Annotated in this window: 20 protein-coding genes; 17 read left to right on the forward strand and 3 right to left on the reverse strand. The window is 43.9% G+C overall.

From position 1 onward, the window contains the following. The first annotated feature begins 163 nt into the window (after positions 1 to 163). From GXO74_07695 to GXO74_07765, 15 genes are all read left to right on the forward strand, one after another. Positions 164 to 1,174 (forward strand): Gfo/Idh/MocA family oxidoreductase, encoded by a 1,011-nt coding sequence (locus GXO74_07695; protein ID NOZ61551.1) that lies wholly within the window; start codon positions 164 to 166, stop codon positions 1,172 to 1,174. After that, positions 1,171 to 2,721 (forward strand): apolipoprotein N-acyltransferase, encoded by a 1,551-nt coding sequence (gene lnt, locus GXO74_07700; protein ID NOZ61552.1) that lies wholly within the window; start codon positions 1,171 to 1,173, stop codon positions 2,719 to 2,721. The genes GXO74_07695 and lnt overlap by 4 nt, the downstream gene beginning before the upstream one ends. Before the next feature lie 220 nt (positions 2,722 to 2,941). After that, complete coding sequence (locus GXO74_07705; GenBank protein NOZ61553.1) at positions 2,942 to 3,970, forward strand: hypothetical protein; 1,029 nt, start codon at positions 2,942 to 2,944, stop codon at positions 3,968 to 3,970. A 39-nt stretch (positions 3,971 to 4,009) separates the two neighbouring features. Continuing rightward, positions 4,010 to 4,735, forward strand: a complete 726-nt coding sequence (locus tag GXO74_07710; GenBank protein ID NOZ61554.1) for a hypothetical protein — start codon at positions 4,010 to 4,012, stop codon at positions 4,733 to 4,735. 11 nt (positions 4,736 to 4,746) lie between these two features. After that, positions 4,747 to 5,514: an outer membrane protein assembly factor BamD gene (gene bamD, locus GXO74_07715; GenBank protein ID NOZ61555.1), complete on the forward strand. Its 768-nt coding sequence runs from the start codon at positions 4,747 to 4,749 to the stop codon at positions 5,512 to 5,514. Between the two features lie 28 nt (positions 5,515 to 5,542). Then, on the forward strand, positions 5,543 to 6,157 hold the full coding sequence (locus GXO74_07720; protein ID NOZ61556.1) for a nicotinate-nucleotide adenylyltransferase: 615 nt from the start codon (positions 5,543 to 5,545) through the stop codon (positions 6,155 to 6,157). Between the two features lie 352 nt (positions 6,158 to 6,509). Beyond that, positions 6,510 to 7,187 carry a Crp/Fnr family transcriptional regulator gene (locus tag GXO74_07725; GenBank protein NOZ61557.1) on the forward strand — a complete coding sequence of 226 codons (678 nt, stop codon included), beginning with the start codon at positions 6,510 to 6,512 and terminating at the stop codon, positions 7,185 to 7,187. Positions 7,188 to 7,246: 59 nt separating this feature from the next. Continuing rightward, positions 7,247 to 7,696, forward strand: coding sequence for an NUDIX hydrolase (locus GXO74_07730; GenBank protein ID NOZ61558.1), 450 nt, complete (start codon positions 7,247 to 7,249; stop codon positions 7,694 to 7,696). A 300-nt stretch (positions 7,697 to 7,996) separates the two neighbouring features. After that, the gene (locus GXO74_07735; GenBank protein NOZ61559.1) at positions 7,997 to 9,370 is read left to right on the forward strand and encodes a hypothetical protein; all 1,374 of its coding nucleotides are present in this window, start codon (positions 7,997 to 7,999) and stop codon (positions 9,368 to 9,370) included. Beyond that, on the forward strand, positions 9,367 to 9,957 hold the full coding sequence (locus GXO74_07740; protein NOZ61560.1) for a hypothetical protein: 591 nt from the start codon (positions 9,367 to 9,369) through the stop codon (positions 9,955 to 9,957). The genes GXO74_07735 and GXO74_07740 overlap by 4 nt, the downstream gene beginning before the upstream one ends. After that, on the forward strand, positions 9,954 to 10,385 hold the full coding sequence (locus tag GXO74_07745; GenBank protein NOZ61561.1) for a hypothetical protein: 432 nt from the start codon (positions 9,954 to 9,956) through the stop codon (positions 10,383 to 10,385). The genes GXO74_07740 and GXO74_07745 overlap by 4 nt, the downstream gene beginning before the upstream one ends. 59 nt (positions 10,386 to 10,444) lie before the next feature. Further along, positions 10,445 to 10,975 carry a hypothetical protein gene (locus GXO74_07750; GenBank protein NOZ61562.1) on the forward strand — a complete coding sequence of 177 codons (531 nt, stop codon included), beginning with the start codon at positions 10,445 to 10,447 and terminating at the stop codon, positions 10,973 to 10,975. Between the two features lie 412 nt (positions 10,976 to 11,387). Continuing rightward, positions 11,388 to 12,611 (forward strand): hypothetical protein, encoded by a 1,224-nt coding sequence (locus GXO74_07755; protein ID NOZ61563.1) that lies wholly within the window; start codon positions 11,388 to 11,390, stop codon positions 12,609 to 12,611. Between the two features lie 205 nt (positions 12,612 to 12,816). Further along, positions 12,817 to 13,749 carry a methylmalonyl Co-A mutase-associated GTPase MeaB gene (gene meaB, locus GXO74_07760; protein NOZ61564.1) on the forward strand — a complete coding sequence of 311 codons (933 nt, stop codon included), beginning with the start codon at positions 12,817 to 12,819 and terminating at the stop codon, positions 13,747 to 13,749. Positions 13,750 to 13,760: 11 nt separating this feature from the next. Beyond that, a complete protein-coding gene (locus GXO74_07765) occupies positions 13,761 to 14,390 on the forward strand; it encodes an HAD family phosphatase (GenBank protein ID NOZ61565.1) in 630 nt (209 codons plus the stop codon). A gap of 28 nt (positions 14,391 to 14,418) precedes the next feature. On the opposite strand, the gene GXO74_07770 is transcribed toward GXO74_07765, so the two are convergent. Then, positions 14,419 to 14,763, reverse strand: a complete 345-nt coding sequence (locus GXO74_07770; protein ID NOZ61566.1) for a hypothetical protein — start codon at positions 14,761 to 14,763, stop codon at positions 14,419 to 14,421. A 145-nt stretch (positions 14,764 to 14,908) separates the two neighbouring features. On the opposite strand from GXO74_07770, the gene GXO74_07775 reads away from it, so the two are divergent. Beyond that, a complete protein-coding gene (locus tag GXO74_07775) occupies positions 14,909 to 15,457 on the forward strand; it encodes a hypothetical protein (protein ID NOZ61567.1) in 549 nt (182 codons plus the stop codon). Positions 15,458 to 15,985: 528 nt separating this feature from the next. Here the strand turns inward: GXO74_07775 and GXO74_07780 are convergent. Both GXO74_07780 and GXO74_07785 read right to left on the reverse strand, forming a co-directional pair. Beyond that, positions 15,986 to 16,552, reverse strand: coding sequence for a hypothetical protein (locus GXO74_07780; GenBank protein NOZ61568.1), 567 nt, complete (start codon positions 16,550 to 16,552; stop codon positions 15,986 to 15,988). A 123-nt stretch (positions 16,553 to 16,675) separates the two neighbouring features. Beyond that, complete coding sequence (locus tag GXO74_07785) at positions 16,676 to 18,964, reverse strand: hypothetical protein (GenBank protein ID NOZ61569.1); 2,289 nt, start codon at positions 18,962 to 18,964, stop codon at positions 16,676 to 16,678. A gap of 147 nt (positions 18,965 to 19,111) precedes the next feature. On the opposite strand from GXO74_07785, the gene GXO74_07790 reads away from it, so the two are divergent. Further along, the gene (locus tag GXO74_07790; protein NOZ61570.1) at positions 19,112 to 19,789 is read left to right on the forward strand and encodes a hypothetical protein; all 678 of its coding nucleotides are present in this window, start codon (positions 19,112 to 19,114) and stop codon (positions 19,787 to 19,789) included. Positions 19,790 to 19,793 lie beyond the last annotated feature (4 nt).

The following is a 19,793-nucleotide window of genomic DNA, read 5'->3' on the forward strand; positions in this document are numbered from 1 at the left end:
GCGCTGAAATTTTCAGGCGTAGCTTGTAATGTCCCGATTTCTCAATAGACTCCGCCGCGGCGTCCGGGTTTTTGAATGTGCGCCTCCGAGATATTCAAAGCGGAATTCAAATGTGATGCGAAGCCAAAAACACAAAGGAATTTAACGACACGGATTTTAATTTATGGGATCGAAGAAGTTTCGAGTTGGAGTGAGCGGCGTCAGCGGGATCGCGCAGATGCTTCATTTGCCGATTTTAAGCAAGATGGCAAATGTCGAGGTCAGCGCGGTTTTCGATTATGATTACTATCGAGCGAAGCGCATCGCTGAAAAATTTAAAATAAAACATGTTTTTAATAATTTTGATGATTTTGTGCGCTCGCCAAATTTTGATTTGCTGGACATCTGTTCGCCGGTGAATTTGCATTTTAGCGAAGCTTCGTCAGCGATCAAATCTGGCAAGCATGCCCTCATTGAAAAACCATTCACACAAAACGCAATAGAAGCGGCAGCAATTGTCGAGCTGGCACAGTCGAAGCAAAAGCGCATCATGTCATTGATGAATTTGAAGTTTCGCCCCGATGCTATTGCGCTGAAAAGTCTCCTCGATTCTAACAAAATTGGCGATGTTTTTTTTGTCAAAGCCGGCTGGCTGAGGCGAAATGAAAAATGGCAACAAAAGGCTGTTTTTCAAAAAAATCAACAAGGCGTGATCATGCATTTGGGTTTGCAGTTAGTGGATTTGAGCTTGTGGCTGCTGAACGATCCGAATGTGAGAACTGTCAAGGCAAACGGTTTTCGCCAAATTATGAAGTCGTGGGTCGAAGACACTGCTTTTTTGCATCTGGGATTGGAAAATAACGTCAGTGTCGCACTTGAAGTCGGATGGAAGCTCGATTATGGCGCAGATTTTCTCTACGTCAATTTGCTGGGAGAACACGGCGCAGCGAAATTGAACCCCTTTACTCTGTTAACGGAGAATAATGGAAAATTGGTGGAGACAAGATCCGGCGAAACGATTTTTCATGACGACCCTTTTCATAAATCCTACGAAAACGCGCTCTCGCATTTTTTCTATTGTCTGGAAAATGATCAACCTTTACAAATCAGCGGCGCTGAAATTATCAACCGCATGAAAATTATCGATGCGGTTTATGAATCAGTCAAGACCGGGAAAGAGGTAGAACTGACATGAAGCGAGACCTGATTTTTTCACTATTAACAGGATTTTTTCTTTCTCTTGCTTTTCCGCCGTTTCATCTTGGATTTTTAGCGTATGTGGCATTGATCCCTTTCTTTTTTCTTTTGCAAAGTAAAAATTTCCGGGAATCGGCTCGCTGGGGCTATGCGACCGGTTTGTTTGTGAATCTGGGGACGCTTTATTGGATCAGTTGGGTCACAGTCCCCGGGGCAATAGCGGCTATTTTGTATTTGCCGGTATATTTTGTGCTTTATGCCGTTATTCACACTTTTTTGCAACGGCGGCTCCCTGAAAAATATTTCTATCTGTGCATTCCTTTTTTGTGGACTGGCATGGAATATTTGCGTTCGCTCGGCGTGTTGGGTTTCCCGTGGAATTCTTTGGCGTACACGCAAACTTATTACCTGTCGCTGATTCAATATGCCGAGTACACCAGTTTGTTTGGCGTTTCTTTTTGGATCGTATGGTTGAACGTCATTATTTTTCTGATCATAAAAAACGTGAATAATTACCGGAAAATTGTCTTCTATTTTGCACTGTTGATTTTACTTTTTCTCTTGCCTTACATTTACGGCAAAATTGTCGTGCCGCCGTCGAATGAAGCGCCTCAAGAAAAGATTCGCGTTGGTTTGGTGCAAGGGGACATCGATCCCCTGGAGAAATGGGACGACGCCTTTCGCATGGAAAATCTGAAAATTTACCAGTCGTTGACCTATCAAATGAACACCGATTCCCTCGATTTGATTATCTGGCCGGAAACTGCGACACCGGTCTATCTGCGCGATTCTGAAGTTTATCGTCAGGCGATACGGGAAATCGTGGACAGTCTCCATGTTTCGTTGATTACCGGCACTCCGGATTACCAATTTCTTCCCGACCATAGCTACAAAACGTTCAACGCCGTATTTTCATTTGTCCCCGGAAAAAAAAACTTTGACGTCTATCGGAAGTTACATTTAGTCCCTTTCGGCGAGCGCGTGCCCTTTACGGAAACGTTTCCATTCATTGCAGATCTGCTGGAAAAGTTGGAAATGGGCGAGGGGAATTTTTCGCCGGGAGATTCGATCGTGTCCTTTAAAATTCCTTGGAAAAAGACGTCTGCATCGCGAACGGCGTCTGAACGTCGCTATTTCATGGCGCCGGTGGTTGTCTGTTTTGAGTCGCTTTTTTCCAATTTGGTGCGAAAATTCGTATTGAACGGGGCCGATATCCTCATCATCATTACCAACGATGCCTGGTTCGGTAAAAGTCAGGCGCCGTTCCATCACGCTCAAGCCGCTGTTTTTCGCGCCATTGAAAATAGAATTTCTATTGCTCGCTGCGCAAATACGGGAGTTTCCATGTTCATCGACGCCTATGGCCGTACCAGTTCTGAGACGCCGATTTGGGTGCGCACCGCTATTTCTGGCGAACTGACGCCACGCCAAAAAAATACTTTCTTCAGCGTTCACGGACATCTGTTTACGAATATTGTTTCCTTATTCAACTTGCTTCCATTGATTTATGCAATTCTTTCTCTGTTGCGAAAAAATAACAGCTAAATTGCCGCCTTCTGGCAGGATTTTTGAGACTTATTCCCGACGATAAAATTAAAATATTAAAAACCATTATTATTGCCAAAAGTTGGGAACTATTTAATGAAAGATTGATTAAATGAGTACCCAAAAATTCAAGACAGTGTAAAATTCAATATTTTTTCCTGATTGCAAAAGCGGTTATTAACAAACGCCTCAGCGGGAAACGTAGGCGACTTACGAACAAATGAAAATTATCATTTTAAAATATTTGATTCCATTTTTGTTGCTCGGTTCAGTGAGCGTTCAAGCGCAAAATGATTTGTTTCTGTCGCTCAGCACGATGAAGGCAAAGCCGTTGTCCATGGCAAGCGCCTACACCTCCGTCGAGGATAATCTTGTTTCCGGACTTTACAATCCGGCGTCTTTGCGTTTGTTCAAAGGGGAAAAGAATTTTCGCGTCACGTTTTTCCTGAATCCGATCGCGCCGGCGAGCGCTATTTATGAACGCTACGGCAAAGAGCCGGCGGATCCGAGCCTGGAATCGCGTTCAGTGTGGAAAGATGCTTTGCTGCTTTTCAAAGGCGTTGTCATCTCTGCCAAATTTTTAGATTTCGGTCTGGTTTTTAACGAACAAATCATTGATCCGCGCGTGATTTCGCAGCAGAAAGATATTTTTTCTTATTATGATTTCTCCAAAAATAGTTCTCATTCGGCTATTTTGCATTTGCGGTTAGCAGACCGCGTCTCGCTTGGCGCATCAGGCACGTTGTTTTTGCGGGAGCAAGGCGATAAGGTTCAGCGAGGCTTCGGATTTAGCTACGGCATTTTGATGAAACCGGCCAAGCGAATGAACGCCGGCGTTGTCTACCATTACTTGCCGCGACTGATGTCGGACGTTCGTATCCCGCTGGAAAAAATGGTGGATCAAACCATCAACGTCGGGCTTTCTTACTATCCGTTTGACGCGACGACATTATCGTTAGATTTGAGAAATTTAACCGAGGAAAAAGGCAAGAGCGTCATCGAATTGCGTTTTGGTGTCGAGCAGCGAGTTTTTTCATTGTTCGCGTTGCGTGGCGGTTATTTCAAAGAGCGCTTTTCTGATCGGGAACAAATTTCGGCGGGAATCGGCATACTGGATACTAATATTTTCTTCTCGCGCGCGGAAAAATTTCAGCGCTCCCCGTTTTTGCTCAATTACGCGGTGATTTTCGAGAAAAACAACGCAGTGACCACGCGCTGGCACGTGGTCACTTTTGGCCTCAGATTTTAATAAATTTTCTGATTCATCGCTGGCAAATGAAAGCGATAGATGATTTCGCTTCCCTTACAATTGACCACTCGATTTTCCCATGAGCGGGAACTTTATCCCTACAGTGGAGTTTTATTTGGTGATTATTCTGAAGATAAAAACATGGCATTTCGTATTTTTCGCGCTCAAATTATTTTTTTGCTAATTTGTCCGCTTCTGCTGAGCGGTCAAACAAATCAACCCAGCTCTAATGTCGAAATTTTTCAGCGGTTAGCTCATGCCATCGTCTGCGAAGCAGCGCGGGACGCTGGCGTTGATTCGCTGCACGGCGTCGTTTTTCGTTCCCGAAGCGAAAATGGTTCTGGTGATTGGTTGGTTGAAAATGCGTTCATTCGCTATTTTCTGAAGCAAAATATCCCGGTGCAGATGGCTAATGACGCGAAAAACGAAAACGCTTTGTTGTTTGAATTTTATCTGACAGAGCTTAAAATTAGCTATCAGAAAGCAGCCGCCAGAAAGCAAGTGACGCGTCGCTTTTCTGTCAAAATTGACGTGCGCGTTTCGCGCGGACAGGCGAAATCGGTTGTTTTGCTAAAGAGTTATGTTAGAAAATATCAGGATACGATACCTGTTCATTCTATTGAACAGGTGGAATCTGCACGGTATCCATTCACACATGCGGATTTTTCCGGCAGCCATAAATTTTGGCGCTGGATCAATCCCGTCGTTATTTTGGCGAGTACAAGCGCCGTAATTTATTCATTCTTTGCCTTGCGGAGTAAATAGGAAGCAAATAAATGAAAAAGATTCTGACTCAGTCTGTAATGATTATTCTTCTGTTGATGTTAGCGACAATAGCTTGTAACCGAAACAAAATCAAACCCACGGCGTCCGCCGAAGAGCGAATGAAAATAGCTGAGAAAATGTTCAAAGACGAGGATTATTTGGATGCGCGCACTCAATTTCGCATCATTATTTATAATTTTCCCGGCAGCGCGGTCAGCGCCAGGGCGCAATATATGTTTGCCGAATGCTACTTCAAAACGAAAGAGTACCTTATTGCCGCTGCCGAATATGAAAAACTTTTGCGCGTTTATGCGAATAGCGAATATGTTGATGACGCTCAGTTTAAAATAGCGCTGTGCTACTACAAACTTTCTCCTAAATATTCATTGGATCAGGAGTACACGCGCAAAGCTGTCGAAGAATTGCAAAAATTCCTCGAAGATTATCCGAACAGCGAATTGGCGAAAGAAGCCAATGTTTATTTGCATAAATGCCGCTCTAAATTAGGCAAAAAATATTACAAGAGCGGTGAAATTTATCAAAAGATGGCGTTTTACAAGTCAGCGATTATTTACTACGATTATGTTCTGGACAATTATTACGATACTGAATTTGCCCCGAAGGCGCTCATCGGCAAGGCGGAGTGCTATCAAGATATGAAAAAGAACGATGAAGCAATAAAATTTTATCAGTTGTATTTGGAAAAATACCCCAAAGGATCGAGCGCCAGGAAAGTCAAATCTATTTTGGAAAAATTAAAAAAAAGCAAGCAAGGCTAATGACCAGATTCAGCGCGCGGGTGGGTCGATGACTAATCGCTCCAAAATTGGACTTCTGGGCGGTTCTTTTGATCCGATTCACTACGGTCATCTTCAATTGGCGCAGTGGACGTTTGAGAGATTGGAATTGAACAAAATTTTATTCATTCCAGCGGCGACTCCTCCGCACAAACGAGACGTCAATCTGACCGCTGCTGTTCATCGGCTGAATATGGTAAAAATCGCTTTGCAAGATTTCCCTCCCTTTGAAGCTTCCGACATCGAAATTAAACGCAAAGGCGTTTCCTACACCATCGATACAATTCATGAAATTAAAGATTTGTACCAATTGACCGGCGACGACGTGCATTTGATAATCGGCGCTGACAATCTAGTCACATTTTACAGTTGGCGCGCGCCCGAACAAATTCTCAACGACTGTCGCGTAGTTGTCTTTCGCAGAGCCGAGTTTGACATCAGCCAGGTGGACGCTGAATTGCTCGACAGCGTTCAAATACTGGATACGCCGCTGCTGCCTGTGTCGTCAACGGAAATCCGGGAAAAAATCAGGCTGGGCCAAAGTGTCGCCGGTTTAGTCCCTGAAAAAGTGCTGGCGTACATTGAACAACATGGCTTGTATCGAGAACCGAATTCAAAAAAATAACTCGCATTAAAAATCTTCTTGCATTTCTGGAAAATAACTCTTAATTTAAATCAGTCGCAATAAAAATAAAGTCTTTATTTTTCCGTTGTTTTGAAAAAATTCGGTATGTATCTTATAGTTACGGCCCGCATGTTTTGACTTTGGAGTAAATTGTTAACGGTTATTTTTTATTTGAATTTGCTGCCATTAATATGAGAATTTTCAAATGCAGAAAAAAGCAAAACTCAAAGAAATACTTAGCCGCTACTTTTTGAATTAGGGAGAAATTTGAAAGTAGCAATTTTTATCGAGCCAATTTGCAAAATATCATTCGGTTGAGTTCTTTGCCAAATTATCTATTCTCGGAGGGCGTATGGATATTGAATTATTGAAAAAGGTGCCGATTTTTTCCAATCTTAGCGATGAGGAATTGCAGAAAATCCGCAAACTGTGCGTAACGCAGCATTATGAAAAAGATCGTCTGATTCTCATTGAAGAAGAGAGCGGAAAGACGCTGTTTTTGATCCAAAAAGGCAGAGTGAAAGTGTCGCGCATGAGCGATGATGGCAGAGAAGTGATTTTGTCGATTTTGGGCGCCGGCGGTTTTTTCGGCGAGCTTTCGCTCATCGACGGAAAATCGCGTTCCGCCAGTGTGACCGCTATCGAAGATTCGGAGGTACTGCTGCTTCATCGGGCGGAGTTTTTGGTGCTCTTGGAAGATTACCCGCAAATCGCAATCAGCTTGCTCAAAGAATTAGCGGCGCGCATTCGAAAGAGCGACACGCAAATTAAAAGTTTGTCGCTACAAGACGCCATGGGACGCGTAGCTTCGACTTTGATTTTGCTGGCGGAAGATAGCGGCAGAATCCGCCAGGGCACAGTCATCATTCCGAAAATTCCCTTGCAGCAAGACCTGGCAAACATGTCCGGAACGTCGCGAGAGACCATTTCGCGCGTTTTTCGCTATTTTGAAGAAGAACAGTTGATGACACGAGAAGGGCGGCGCGTCACTATTCCGGAATATGAAAAATTTAAGCGCATGTTTTCATAACGACAAATTGAAATGATTAATCCGTAGCCACATTTATCTTTTCAGCCGGAGAATCCATCATGCCTCAGAATTTCGAGGGTCCCAGAGTCGGAGTGGGAGCTATTATCTTCAATGACAAAAATCAAGTTTTGCTCATCAAACGCGGCAACGTGCCTTACAAAGGCGTCTGGACTATTCCGGGTGGCCGAGTCGAATTAGGCGAACCCGTGAAAGAGGCGGCGTTGCGCGAAGTGCGCGAAGAATGTCACCTCGAAATCGAATTAGTCGATCTGTTGGGCGTTGTGGATTTGATTTTAAAAAACAAGAATGGGACGGTAGATTTTCATTACGTTCTGATTGATTATCTGGCAAAATTCAAAAGCGGCGCACCTCGCGCGGATTCTGACGCGACGGACATCGGTTGGTTTTCTCGGGAGCAATGGGAAAAATTGGACATTCCGTCCATTACTCGCAAAATGCTGGAGAAGGCATTCACTAAAATTTATCCCAGCGAAGAATCTTACAACTAACTCTCATTTCGCAAATTAAAATGTTTCCGTAAAATTGAAATTATTCTTCAAAACAAATTTTCCCTTGACATTGGAAAAGATATTCGTTATTATATTTTTGCAATATTTATTTTTTGAATGGAAAGTAGTCTCTTTGTCAAGGGCGAGTGGGCTTACTGAAAAAAAGATGTGAAGTCTCCTTTTCATTTTTTGCTACAAAACCATAGAACGTTTCGCCCGGCGATATTGCGATAATTTTATTTCTGCATTTTTTAACTGCTCGTACGTACTTACGTTTCGAATCAAAAAACAGGAGGGGCCATGGTCAATTATGATACGATATTTGTTCCTTTGTCCGCCGCGCTGGGGCTTTCCATTACGCTCGAACGAATATTGGAAATCGCCAAAAACATCATGCACCGGCTCATTGGCAATCAGAGGGGCAAAAGAATTCCTTCTGACGATGACTTTGCACGCGACCTTGCCGAGCTCGAAAATAGTTACCGCAGAGAAAAGCGGACGCGGGAGATCGAGAAACTGATCAAAGAACAGAAAAAAGAGCGCAAGAAGATTCTGGAACAACTCAAAAAGGAACGGGAGACAAAACATCCCGACGTCAAAAAGATTCAATCCTGGAAAAAACAGCTTCAAGAATTGGACACTGACGTCGAGTGCGACGAAGAATTTCCGCAAGACACGGTGCTGGTCGAGCCGGCGACCGATCAGGGCGATGGCAAAACAATGAAGCGGTTCTTGTTGCAGATGTTTGGTTTCACTGCCGGAATTATCGGTGCTCACTATTCGGGGATTCAGCTATTTAACAGTTTTCTCCAGGCATTGGGCCAGCCGGCGATGCCCGCTAATCTGGATTATTTGTTGACCGGTTTGTTGATTGGCGGCGGCAGCGGACCGATGCATGTGCTGGTGGAGTTTATTTCGCAGAGAAAAATAGTTTTGCTCAAAGAGAAAAAAACGGAAGGGGAAGGAGCCGCTGACACGGGGGACAAAGAGGCGCCGACGGTAAAAGTTACTCCTTCTGTGGGCGATGAGAAGCTCTGGGCGGATGTTGTTTACAAAGGCGGCGTGGATCGCGATTTGTTGGAATATGTCCATCGCCGGGAAAAAGACCCGGATTTGATTGTGTTTCATCACACCGCCATGCCCATGGATGCCAGTTTCGAAGATATTGTTCGTTTCATCAAAGACAAACGCGATTCTCAGGGAAATCGCTGGCTTACCGGATACCATTGTGTGGTCATGCCGGACGGCGCAATTAACGCCTTTTGTCGCTGGGATCGTTATGGCAATCACACCGCCGGAGTGAATTTGACATCGCTGGGAATTGCGCTGCACGGAAATTTTGAAATCGACCATCGCGTTCCTCATTCCAACGCCGACGGCAGTTTCGGCGACCAACGCCCCACGGAAATTCAACTCAAAAATGCGGCGCGCGTGGTCGCGCTGTGGCATTATTTGTACAAAATTCCGCTCGATTTTTCCCGATCAATTCTTCCGCACCGTTATTTTTCAGATAAAGCCTGTCCGGGATCAAACTTTCCTTACCCGGAATTTCAAAAGTGGGTGGATTTCTTCAGCGAGAGGTGGCAGAAATCCGCTTTCATTCAGGAGAAATTAGCGGAATTCAAATTGAGACCTTATGTTTACGCCGAGCATGGCGGGGAGGCGAAATCATGACAGTACTGCTGAAAGTGACAGTTTTGTACACGTTGGCCTTAGCGCTTGCTTTCCTGGTTGAACGGCTGTTGGAAATTTTGAAGTCATTTTATGATTTACTGGATAGCAAATTTGATTTGTACAAATTCTGGACAGTTCGCGCGTACAAAACAAGGAACGTGCTGGAAAACAAACTCCGCGTAGTGGAATTTTTAGGCGCAAAAAGCATGGCCAAAATGCTGGATAAATTCAGAGAAAAACTGCTCAACACTTCGGGCGAATATCAGGGCGCGTTGCCCGTGATTTCCGGCGACCTGGTTCGCGCGATGACGATTCGCACTTATTGCCGAATTTTGGGGATGATTTTTGGCGTCTTTCTGGCGATTTGGATGAAGGTCGATTTGATTCAAATATTCCAAGGCGCTGTCAGCGACATGACGCACTGGCACCTGGAAATTCGCTCTGATCTGGTGCGCTACATTTTGACGGGCATCACTTTAGGCATTGGCTCGGAACCGGTGCACAAATTGATCCGAACATTCGAAAGGCGGCAAAAACGGAAAGAAGCCGAAGCTATTCAACTCAAAGCAAAGGAGCATGTACAATGACTTTTGATTTACTTGTGGCGTTAGTCATTGCAATTATCGCAATTGTGATTTTTCTCCTCTACCAGTTGGGAAATTTGCCGAGAAGTAGCAAACGGAGCGTTTTATATTTCATCAGCGCCGCGGCGGCGATTTTTGGCATTTCCCTTTTCACCAATCATCGTCTGAAGCTTCTGCACAAAGAATTGCAGGAGCGTGAGAAAAAACTCCGCGAAAAAGAGGAAGAATTGAAGAAATTAAAAGACAAAGAAAAAATGTCGGAAAAAGAGCTGAATTTTATGAAGGCAAAATTGGAGCGGCAGGTCGACGCCTATCGGAAACTGATGCTGCAGATCAAAGCGAAAAATAAAGCGGAAAAAGAGCGAATCGACAAGTTGTCGGGCGAAGATTTGCACAATGAGTTCAGCGCCATATTCGGAGGGGGTGAATGAAAATTTCTGTAATTCCCAAAATTCGCGCGGGATGGTGAAAAACAGAAAAGGAGAAAATTATGCGCAAATTTCATTGGAGCCACACATTGGCAATTCTTTTGTTGCTCATTTCTTTTTTGCAGGCGCAAGAAACAAGCGACCAAAAATGTCAAATCGTCAAAGAATATCCGGACGGCAGCGTGCTGATCAAAATCAACGACAAAGAGATGCTCGCTATCACCCAGGACATGGAACGGCGCATGTTGAAATTGAAGCGGGATGTTTTGGACGCGGAAAAGGAGATTTTGCTCAAAGACTCGCTACTTGCCAATTACGACAATACCATCGGCCAATATGAAAAAACGATCACACAGATGAAAGATTATATTCAGGAATTGGAATATGTTCTTAAGGGCTACAAAAGCCTGGCGCGCGATTACAAAAAAATGCACGCGCCCTGGCTCAGTCTGCGCTTCGGAGTCGGTGCCACGAGCCGCGATCACAAACCAGCGATCATGATGGGGCTGGATGTTCGGCGAATTTTAATTTCAGGATTTGTGCAGGAAAGAAATTCCGGCGTGCTTGTGGGGACGAGCTTCCGCCTTTTTTAATTAAATTTGTGTCCAATGAGCTGGTTTAATTTCATTAGAGTCTTGCGAGATAGACTGCTAAAAAGTCAAAACATGCCACTCCTGCGAATGTCGGAGATGCGCTCTGGCATGCGGGAGTTCCCTGCTTATTAATAATGCGAATGACCGGTTAAAACTATTTTTAAAACGCTAATCTGTCGATTTTAAAAGGATAACGCCTTAATTCCAAATCAGGAACGGAATTGAGGCGTAAAATTTTTATTAGTTTTCTTCAATGCAATTGTTGCGTAATGCGCTTGCCGTTCTTCAGTCTTTTTGATGTGGATTATCAAGAACATGGGATTCGAGGAACGTATTTTCAACAATGCAGTTACAATATTTGAAAATATCAACTATTTCTGATGAAATTTGTAATGCCTGGGGATAACATGTCATGAGAACTGTAAATTCTGCAATTGTGATGTCAGATTTGCACCTGGGACGCGAATTGAGTTATCTGGATACGCGGCACCCTTCGTTCGAGCAAAACCGCCAGCATTTTTGGGAAGTATTGGAGCAAGCCGGAGAAGTTGAAGAGATTATTATTAATGGCGATTTTTTCGAAATTGCGATGGAGGGCTGGAGTGATGTCTGCGAGCAGGCGCGCGCTTTTTTCCGGGCGTTGGCAAAAGTAAGTTCGCCGCAGCGAATTGTTTACATTCCCGGGAATCATGATCATCATTTGTGGCAATCATTAGTGGAGCGATTTTACATCTTTAGCGCCATCAGGAATAGGCGCGATTTGCCTGATCAAGCGCATTATCCGCTCTATTTTGTCGACCGGAAATTCAGCAGCGCGAACCCGGAACACGCTGCACACATGATTTTGCCCGATTTATGGCCCGACAAGAAATCGCGGCCGGAATTTATCATCAAATATCCGCATCATTTGTTGGGCGTCAAAACCAAACAGGGAATTGATTACTATTTTTTCACTCACGGCCATTTTTTGGAGCCGCTGTTTCGGCCTTTGAATTTTTTAATTGAACCCGCCCGAATTGATGAGTTGGAAGGTTTCAATGCCTTGTGGTTGGAGTCGTTCAATTATCATTTGGGTCACGCCAGTCGACTGAGCAAACGGGTGATGGCTATCCTTTCCAGTTACGAGCAAGGCTACAGAAAATCGAAAAAGAAAATCAACCGCATTCTGAACGAAATTTTTCTCAATGTCAAACGTAAAACTCATTTAGGAGACGTCGGGTCATTTTTTCTGAAAATGGGCATGAAATTCGTCCTCAGATATTTTCCCAAAGAGGGGAGCTCCGCATTATTTCAAAGACCGATTGACCGAAATCTCCTTTCGGAAATAGACAATTATCTGGAAAAATATATTTTCCAGCGCTACCGACCTGAAAATTACGAGCGTCTTTTTTTACCGTCCCGCGATAAAATTCCCGTTCCGTTCACTTTTGTCTTCGGCCATACCCATCGACCCAATTTCATGCCGCAGGATCTGGCTTTTTCAAAAATCAAACTTGACAGCGAAAAAATTTCTGTTTTGAATACCGGCGGCTGGCTGCGCATCGACAGCGAAAAACAGAACGGCGAAAATGCCGGTATCTTGCTGATCAACGAACAAGGAAATCAATGGCTGTCTCTGGCAGGAAAATTGCGCTGAACTGTTTTGTGAGTGAACTGACGCTTTTTGCAAAAGAATTTTATTCAGCGGAGCAAAGTCGGCAAGCTTTCAATCGAAATTAAAATTAGAATTCACTTGAATCTGAACTGAAAAATTCGTAATATTAATCCAAGTGATTGAATTGTAATTTTGGCATGAGCGCCGTTTGGCAAAAAATGTAATTCCGGAAATTTACAGGATAAATATGAAAGACGTAATTGAAAAATATGAACAGGGCGACAGACGAGCGTTGGCGCGATTAATTTCTCTGATTGAAAATGAAGATGAGCAAAGCAAGCAGATTCTGGATAAAATTTTTCCGCGTACTGGTCATGCCTATCGCATCGGCATTACCGGGCCCCCCGGCGTCGGGAAAAGCACTCTCGTGGATCAGTTGACGAAGAAATTTCGTCAGCAGCAAAAAAAAATGGGCATCATCGCGGTTGATCCGACGAGTCCGTTTTCCGGCGGCGCTCTTCTCGGAGATCGCATTCGAATGAACGATTTGGCGACCGACGCCGGCGTTTTCATCCGCAGCATGGCGACACGCGGCAGTCTCGGCGGTCTGGCGCAGCGGGCGCAAGAGGTCGCGGATTTACTGGATGGGTTCGGCATGGTTATTTTCGAAACCGTCGGCGTGGGGCAATCGGAGTTGGATATCGTTGAAGCCGCGGACACGACAATCGTTGTGCTCGTTCCGGAATCGGGCGATGCCATTCAAGCGATGAAAGCCGGTTTAATGGAAATTGCGGACATTTTTGTCGTTAATAAATCGGATCGGGACGGCGCAGATCGCACGAAAATCGAAATCGAGTACGCTATTAATCTAGGCAATGATTCGCGGGAATGGAGGCCGCCGGTAGTTCAGACAATCGCCAGTACCGCCGTCGGGGTGGAAGAACTGATTGAAAAAATCGAACGTCATCGTGCGTTTCTGGTGAGCAATGATCTTCGCACTGAGAAAAAGTTGAGACGTCTGGAAAGAATCGTTCGACAGCGCGTGGCGGAATCGTTGCAGCAGGAATTCTGGAAACAGGAGCGGGAAAAATTATTGCAGAAAAAGTTGAAGCAAGCGCTTGGCGGCGAGACTTCGCCCTATCAGTTGAGCGAGCAATTGATGGAAGATTTTTTAAAATAGAAAACTGAACAATGGAAGGCGACTGGAAAGGTATGGTGCAGCACATTATTTTTGATCTGGGACAGGTTTTGGTCAGAGTTGCGTTTTTGGACTTTGCCCAAAGATTTGCGGAACTATTCAATACAGATGCGCAATTGATTTTGAATGCGGACGACAGGGACCCCCACAAGAAATTTTTCGTGGGGGAAATTTCTGGCGAAGAGTTTCACCGCGAAATTTGTGCATTGTTTGGGAAAAATGTTTCATTGGAAGAGTTCAAAAAACTCTGGCTGGGCATGTTGGATGGCGAGATTCCGGAGAGCGTGGCAATTGTCGAGGAACTGGCGCAAAGGAATTTTTCGCTATCCATTTTATCCAATATCGATGCCTGGCATTATGACTACTGCGAGCGCAATTTTTCGGTGATGCGGCTTTTCTCGAAAAAGTTTCTTTCTTTTGCTTTGCGAATGAAAAAACCGGATCCGGAAATATTCAAACTTGTCGCGCGGGAGTTGCAAACAAAACCCGAGCGATGCCTTTTGATTGACGACACTGCGGAGAATATTGAAGCGGCAAAAAAAGTGGGCTATCAAACGATTCATTTCACTGATGGTTGCAGTTTACGAGAAATCTTGAGTCAAATGAGTTTGCTGGAAAATTGAAATTGACGGTCTGGTTCGCGAATCCAATTCAGTCGTCCCCTCGGGAAAGGGATAAAATTCTGGCTTTTTGTCCGTTTGCTGCTTGGCGACTCGGTTTTTTCTTTTCGATGATAGCTTCGGCTGATTCTTTGGGAATTTTGACGATTTCGATGCGCATGGGGACGCCGTTGATCGTGAACTCGCCGCCGCGAATCTGATCGTTGTCCAGAATCCAGGTGGCGGTGAAAACCGGGACCTGCAGCACGAGGAGTTTGACGCGCCACCAATTCGGTTTCGCATCGGCGTAGATTTTCTCGACGCGGGCGAAAGATGAAGGTTTATTCTCAACATAAATTAACAAGAGGTCATTTTCGACGAATGCTCTTTTTTTCAAGGTAGCGTCCTCTGAAATAGTCCGTTGCTCATTTCTAAAAAATAAAATACAAAATCGGAATGAATTTTACAAGCAAAATTTATGATTTTTTTCAGGCGACAAAGCAAAACGATAATTGTTTCGGTTAATCACGGAGTGTTTTGATATGAAAATCAAAAAAACGACTATTTTATTACTCATTGTGATGTTGTTACTGGCAATCAACACGAACGCTGTGCTGGCTCAGTACAAAACTTACAGCGGCGATGATGAAGACGTCACTACAGTTCAAAATAAATCGAAAGAGGGGAAAATAACAAAAAAATCTATTGGCAGATTTTATGTCATCGAGGCCAGCCGCTGGCCCAAGATTCAATTCTTTGGCGTTTACAGCGCCATGATAGTATGGATTTCCTTCATTCTGGGACTCACAATTTTCTTAATGGCACGCTACGCCGGCGCCAGAGAAAGCAAATTTAAAATCTGGCTTTCAGTTTTCACTGCTGTGTTTATCGGCACTTTTAGCCGGTCGCTGAATATTTTGATTCGCGATGGTCTTTTTTGGTTGTTTAACCTGATTTTCAGCCAGGTGACTGCTTCTTCTATTGCTGATTTCCTTAGCTATGTTCTCTGGCTGTTATTTACTGCCGGCGTTGCAGTGCATCTTTATGAAATATTTACCGTGACCGCGAAAGAAGTTTTTCAGAATAGATAGCCCCGGAGTCATTTTCATGCGTGAAGTAGCTATTTTGTAGTTTCGAGTTTCGGGTTTGTAGTTTCGAGAATCAATTTTTAAAAGAATGTTTTCGGGAACTACGGATATAAATTAACTAATTTAAGTTTAATTTCAAAATAACTGAACTATATTGTATTATTTTGCACTAATACGTAATTTTATTTAAATAATCGCACTTCCCTCCAACAGCTCGTAGCTCGAAACGCAAAACTCGAAACTCGAAACTCTTGTAGCTATTAATGCTACTCTTTTCGGGCGAATTATTTTCGTTCAATCTTGTCGGCGATACGTTCAACAGCTCTAACCAATCTGAAAGCAAGAGTCAGAACAAAAATGACGACACCCAGCCAGATGAAGAAAATCACAAAACCAAAGTACGACATGAAATTAATCATAATTCTTCTCCCGTTTTTTGATGACAGTTGATATTTTGAAAAAGACTTGGTACAGCTATTTCTAAAATCATTCTTGCATCAATTTTGATTAATCACAATAGCTCGCAAATTATCATTCTCTATATTTTTTCAGTTTATCAGACAAAACTCGATCGGACGTAGTCAGTAAACCTTTGATTATTTCTAATTGAATAGCAAAAATTAACTTCACGGAATCATAATCTTTGATTTGACCAGCAATCAGCGAATTAATTGTCATAATGCCTATTCCCTGAAGTACTTCCTGTACTTGATAAACTTTCGAGATTTGGTCTGCCGTGTCGAAATCGATGAAAGAAAAAACTCCAATTGTCGTTGCTGTTTTGTAAGATGAAGAACTGAGCAGCGGCGGATTAAATCCCTGCCAGCCGGGTATTGCTTCTATTTTTGCTTCTTCGTGTTGCTGGGTCACGGTCAGGCTATCCAAAACGCTTATCATTTTCTTGTAATATTTCTGCTTATTTTGCAACTGCGCGCGATTTTGCTCGATTTCGGCAGCGATTTTGTGTAATGCAGATTGTGCTTTTGCCTTGTTATTGAAATTTTCCCGCCATTCATTAGCGACAAATCCCAAAATCACAGCGATGATGATGGAAAAAATTTCGATGAGCAGGGCATTGAGGGAGGTTTTTTTATTCATTGGAACAGTTTCCTGATTCATTCAGTCGGCAAATGCCGAAATTTGTTTTATTTAGGGGTAACTATTTTGTTTACAATAATATAAATGAAAGCGACTTCAATGTCAAGCAAAAAATCAGCGTAATCAAAAAGAATATTTTTCTTTATTGAAAAAAATCCAGAAGAGCCCTGCTGTTAGATTCAATCCCACAAACAACAAACAACTCCAACCCACTCCCCAGAATGGCAACAAAATGATCGTAATGAAGATCGAGCCGACGACAGAGCCAATCAGGTCAAAAGCGTAAAGCGATCCGCCACTACGTTCGGGCGCCGAGCTTCTGTTCGAACTCAAAATTGCGCTCGCGAAAGGAAATTGATGCCCGGTGATAAAGCCGAGGCTGGAAATGAGTAAAAAGAAAATTATTTGAATGGCAATTTCCGGGAAAGTGATGCTGGAGAGAAATTGCAAAACCGCATACAGGAGCAGGGGATAAATGGCAAAAATGAATTGATAGCGCACAATCTGATTTGTCAGTGAATTCTCTGTATGGCGAAGTTTTCGCAGTGCGTACCAGCTTCCGGCTGCCAGTCCGATCATAAAACCGCTCATGATGAGCGCGATCTGGTAGTAGGCGTAGCCGTAAATTGCCTGAAAACCATTGATGATGATAATCTCCAGTGAAATTGAGGCACTGCCTACGATGAAAATAGTGAATTTTGCCAGTTTGGCTGGAGATTTTGCGCTGCTATTTTTCCCGATCAATGAAAGGGCAAATAGAGCAATTGCAAAAAAAATGATGAGAATCGAAAGCCATGTGATCGCTTTTTGTACAGTAATTGCTTTTCCGATTATCGGGCTGAAAAATCCGGAGAGCCAGAGATAGATGCTTTGGAAGTAGACGACAGGATGTAAATCTCGGTTAATGACCGGTCTGGGCGCGTTCGCGATAGCGCTGCGGAGATAATTTAACCTCATTGGTGTGAGCCGAAATTTGATGTAGTAGTCGCGGATATATTTTGTCGGTAGGTGCCGCTGCGCTATTCTGTGGGACAATGAATCCGAATTTGTCGTGAGCATATTTTTTGTCTTGCTGGCGAGAAAATGCGTGGAATAGCCGGGAATAAATTTGACATCGGCAAAAGTGGTGCGCAGCGTTTTCAGCAGAGAAGCCATGAGTTGCGCCTGTTCGTTCCCGATGACATCGCCGACCGGAACGGAGAAAGAAAGCACACCGTTTTCAGATAATTTTTTCGCGGCGAGCTGGTAAAATTCCTGTGTGAAATAGCGATTGAGCATGGTCGTTTGCGGCGGCGGAAGATTGATCAGAATGACGTCGTACTTTTGATTGGTTCGCCGGAGAAATTTTCTGCCGTCTTCGAAATGGATTTTCACTCGCGGATCACGCCGAAGATTCTCGGTTGCCGGCAAAAATTTTGTGCTCACTTGAAATGACTCCGGATCGAGCAGCAGAAAATCGACTCGTTGGATGCTCGGATGAAATAATATCTGCGGAATTAAGCCTGCCCAGTTGCCGCTGATGACAAGAATATTTTTCGGCTGGGGATGTTCCAGCAGTGCAAAATGCACAATTTCTTCGTCGTTCAACTCGTCCGGATGCGAGTAAATTAACACGCCATTTTCGTAATAGCTCACTGTTCCGCCAAATTCCGTAAATGCGATGTTACCGTAAATGGTGGTGCGCGAGTCAAGTACTTTTAAATCGCCCCATTTTTTTAATTGGGCGTGGGAATAAAGGTCAGGAAAAAATAGCGAAGCGAACAACGCGCTGATTAAAATGAGTATCAGAGTAACGAAATTATTATCGCGAAGGACGAAACTATTGAGCAATAAAACAATGGCAAAATTAATTAACGAGATGATGAGGGCGATATCTCGATTTTCCAGATAGCGGAACAGAAAAATGCTGGCAACGAAAGCAGCGACGCCGGATCCAATGCCTTCCAGCAAATAAACTCTCCCCGGGACTTCATGTATCCGCGAATTAGCATCCGCCAATATTTTGCACGCCAAAGCGTAAAGGAATCCGCTTAACAGACATATCGGCGGGAGCAGCACAGCGGGTGTGAGAAAAATGAGTCCGGGCGGCAGGCCTTCGCCCATGGGAATATTGAGTAAATTGCGCACCGACGAGATGGCAAGCATGACGAGCAAAATCAGCCACGCCAGCGCGAACAGCATCCATCTGAATAAATTGATTGGACTTTTGCTGCGGGACGCGACGGGACTCAAGGCGCCGGCGCCAATGGCATTGAACAGCAGCCACATCGCCAACACAATGCCAATGGTTAACTCGTTGCCGACGAACAAGCTCAAAAATTCCCGCAGCAGCACAATTTGCGTCATCATGGCGGTAAACCCCATGGCAACAAAGCTGATTTGCAGAAAGGTAATTTTTTTTGGCTGATTCAATGGCGCCTCTCGAAGTCAATGACTTTCTTTTTAGAAAAGTAATCATTCTCAAACAAAAAATCAAGAAATTAGTGAATTTTTTGATTGACTTTAATTATTTAATTTTTAAATTTATAGTTCATAAAATTGACAATACGAGGGATGAAAATGTTTTTCCGCCAATCAAACATCAGAACACAAATCATATTTTTATTAATTATTCTTGCCGTTGTCATTGTTCTTATTATTGCCTCCAGGACTGGCATTTTCAAAATGAGCGTGCCTTTGCGTTTCATGCCGCATTTTGAGGGAAAAGAAACTATCGTCGGCAACGTCTATTACAACCGAATCTATTTGTTCGGCATTTCCCGGCCGAGTACGCGCTGGCGCATTGCTATGGAAAGAAATATCAAACAAGCGCCTGAATTTGGATTCCACACGGAAACATTGGATAAAGCGCATTGGGTGGCGGAACTGCTCCGTTATTCCGGGGATGAAATTTGGGGAGAGGTACTCGTTGCAGCGCTGCCGTCGGATACATCGAAAACACCGGTCTGGTGGGCGCAGAAATTTTTGGGCGAGATTACGGCTTTGTACTCTCCGCTCGATTCTCTGGTCATAACGCAGAATGTTACCGCGCGCGGCACTGGCGTTTTTCAGAGCGCCTATTTTATGGTGGAATTACCCGAGCGAAAAAATATTACCTATCCGGCGTTGGTGGCTTTTTTCCGTGCCCGAGGAGATGTCGCATTGGCGGTTATCTGTCGGGCGAAATTTGAAACGTACGATCTGGTCAAAGCTGATTTTGAAAAAATTTTGGCGAGTTTTGAATGGTTTCAGGAGTAAGGCA

It is taken from the genome of Calditrichota bacterium (assembly GCA_013152715.1).
Classification (GTDB): Bacteria; Zhuqueibacterota; Zhuqueibacteria; order Thermofontimicrobiales; family Thermofontimicrobiaceae; genus 4484-87.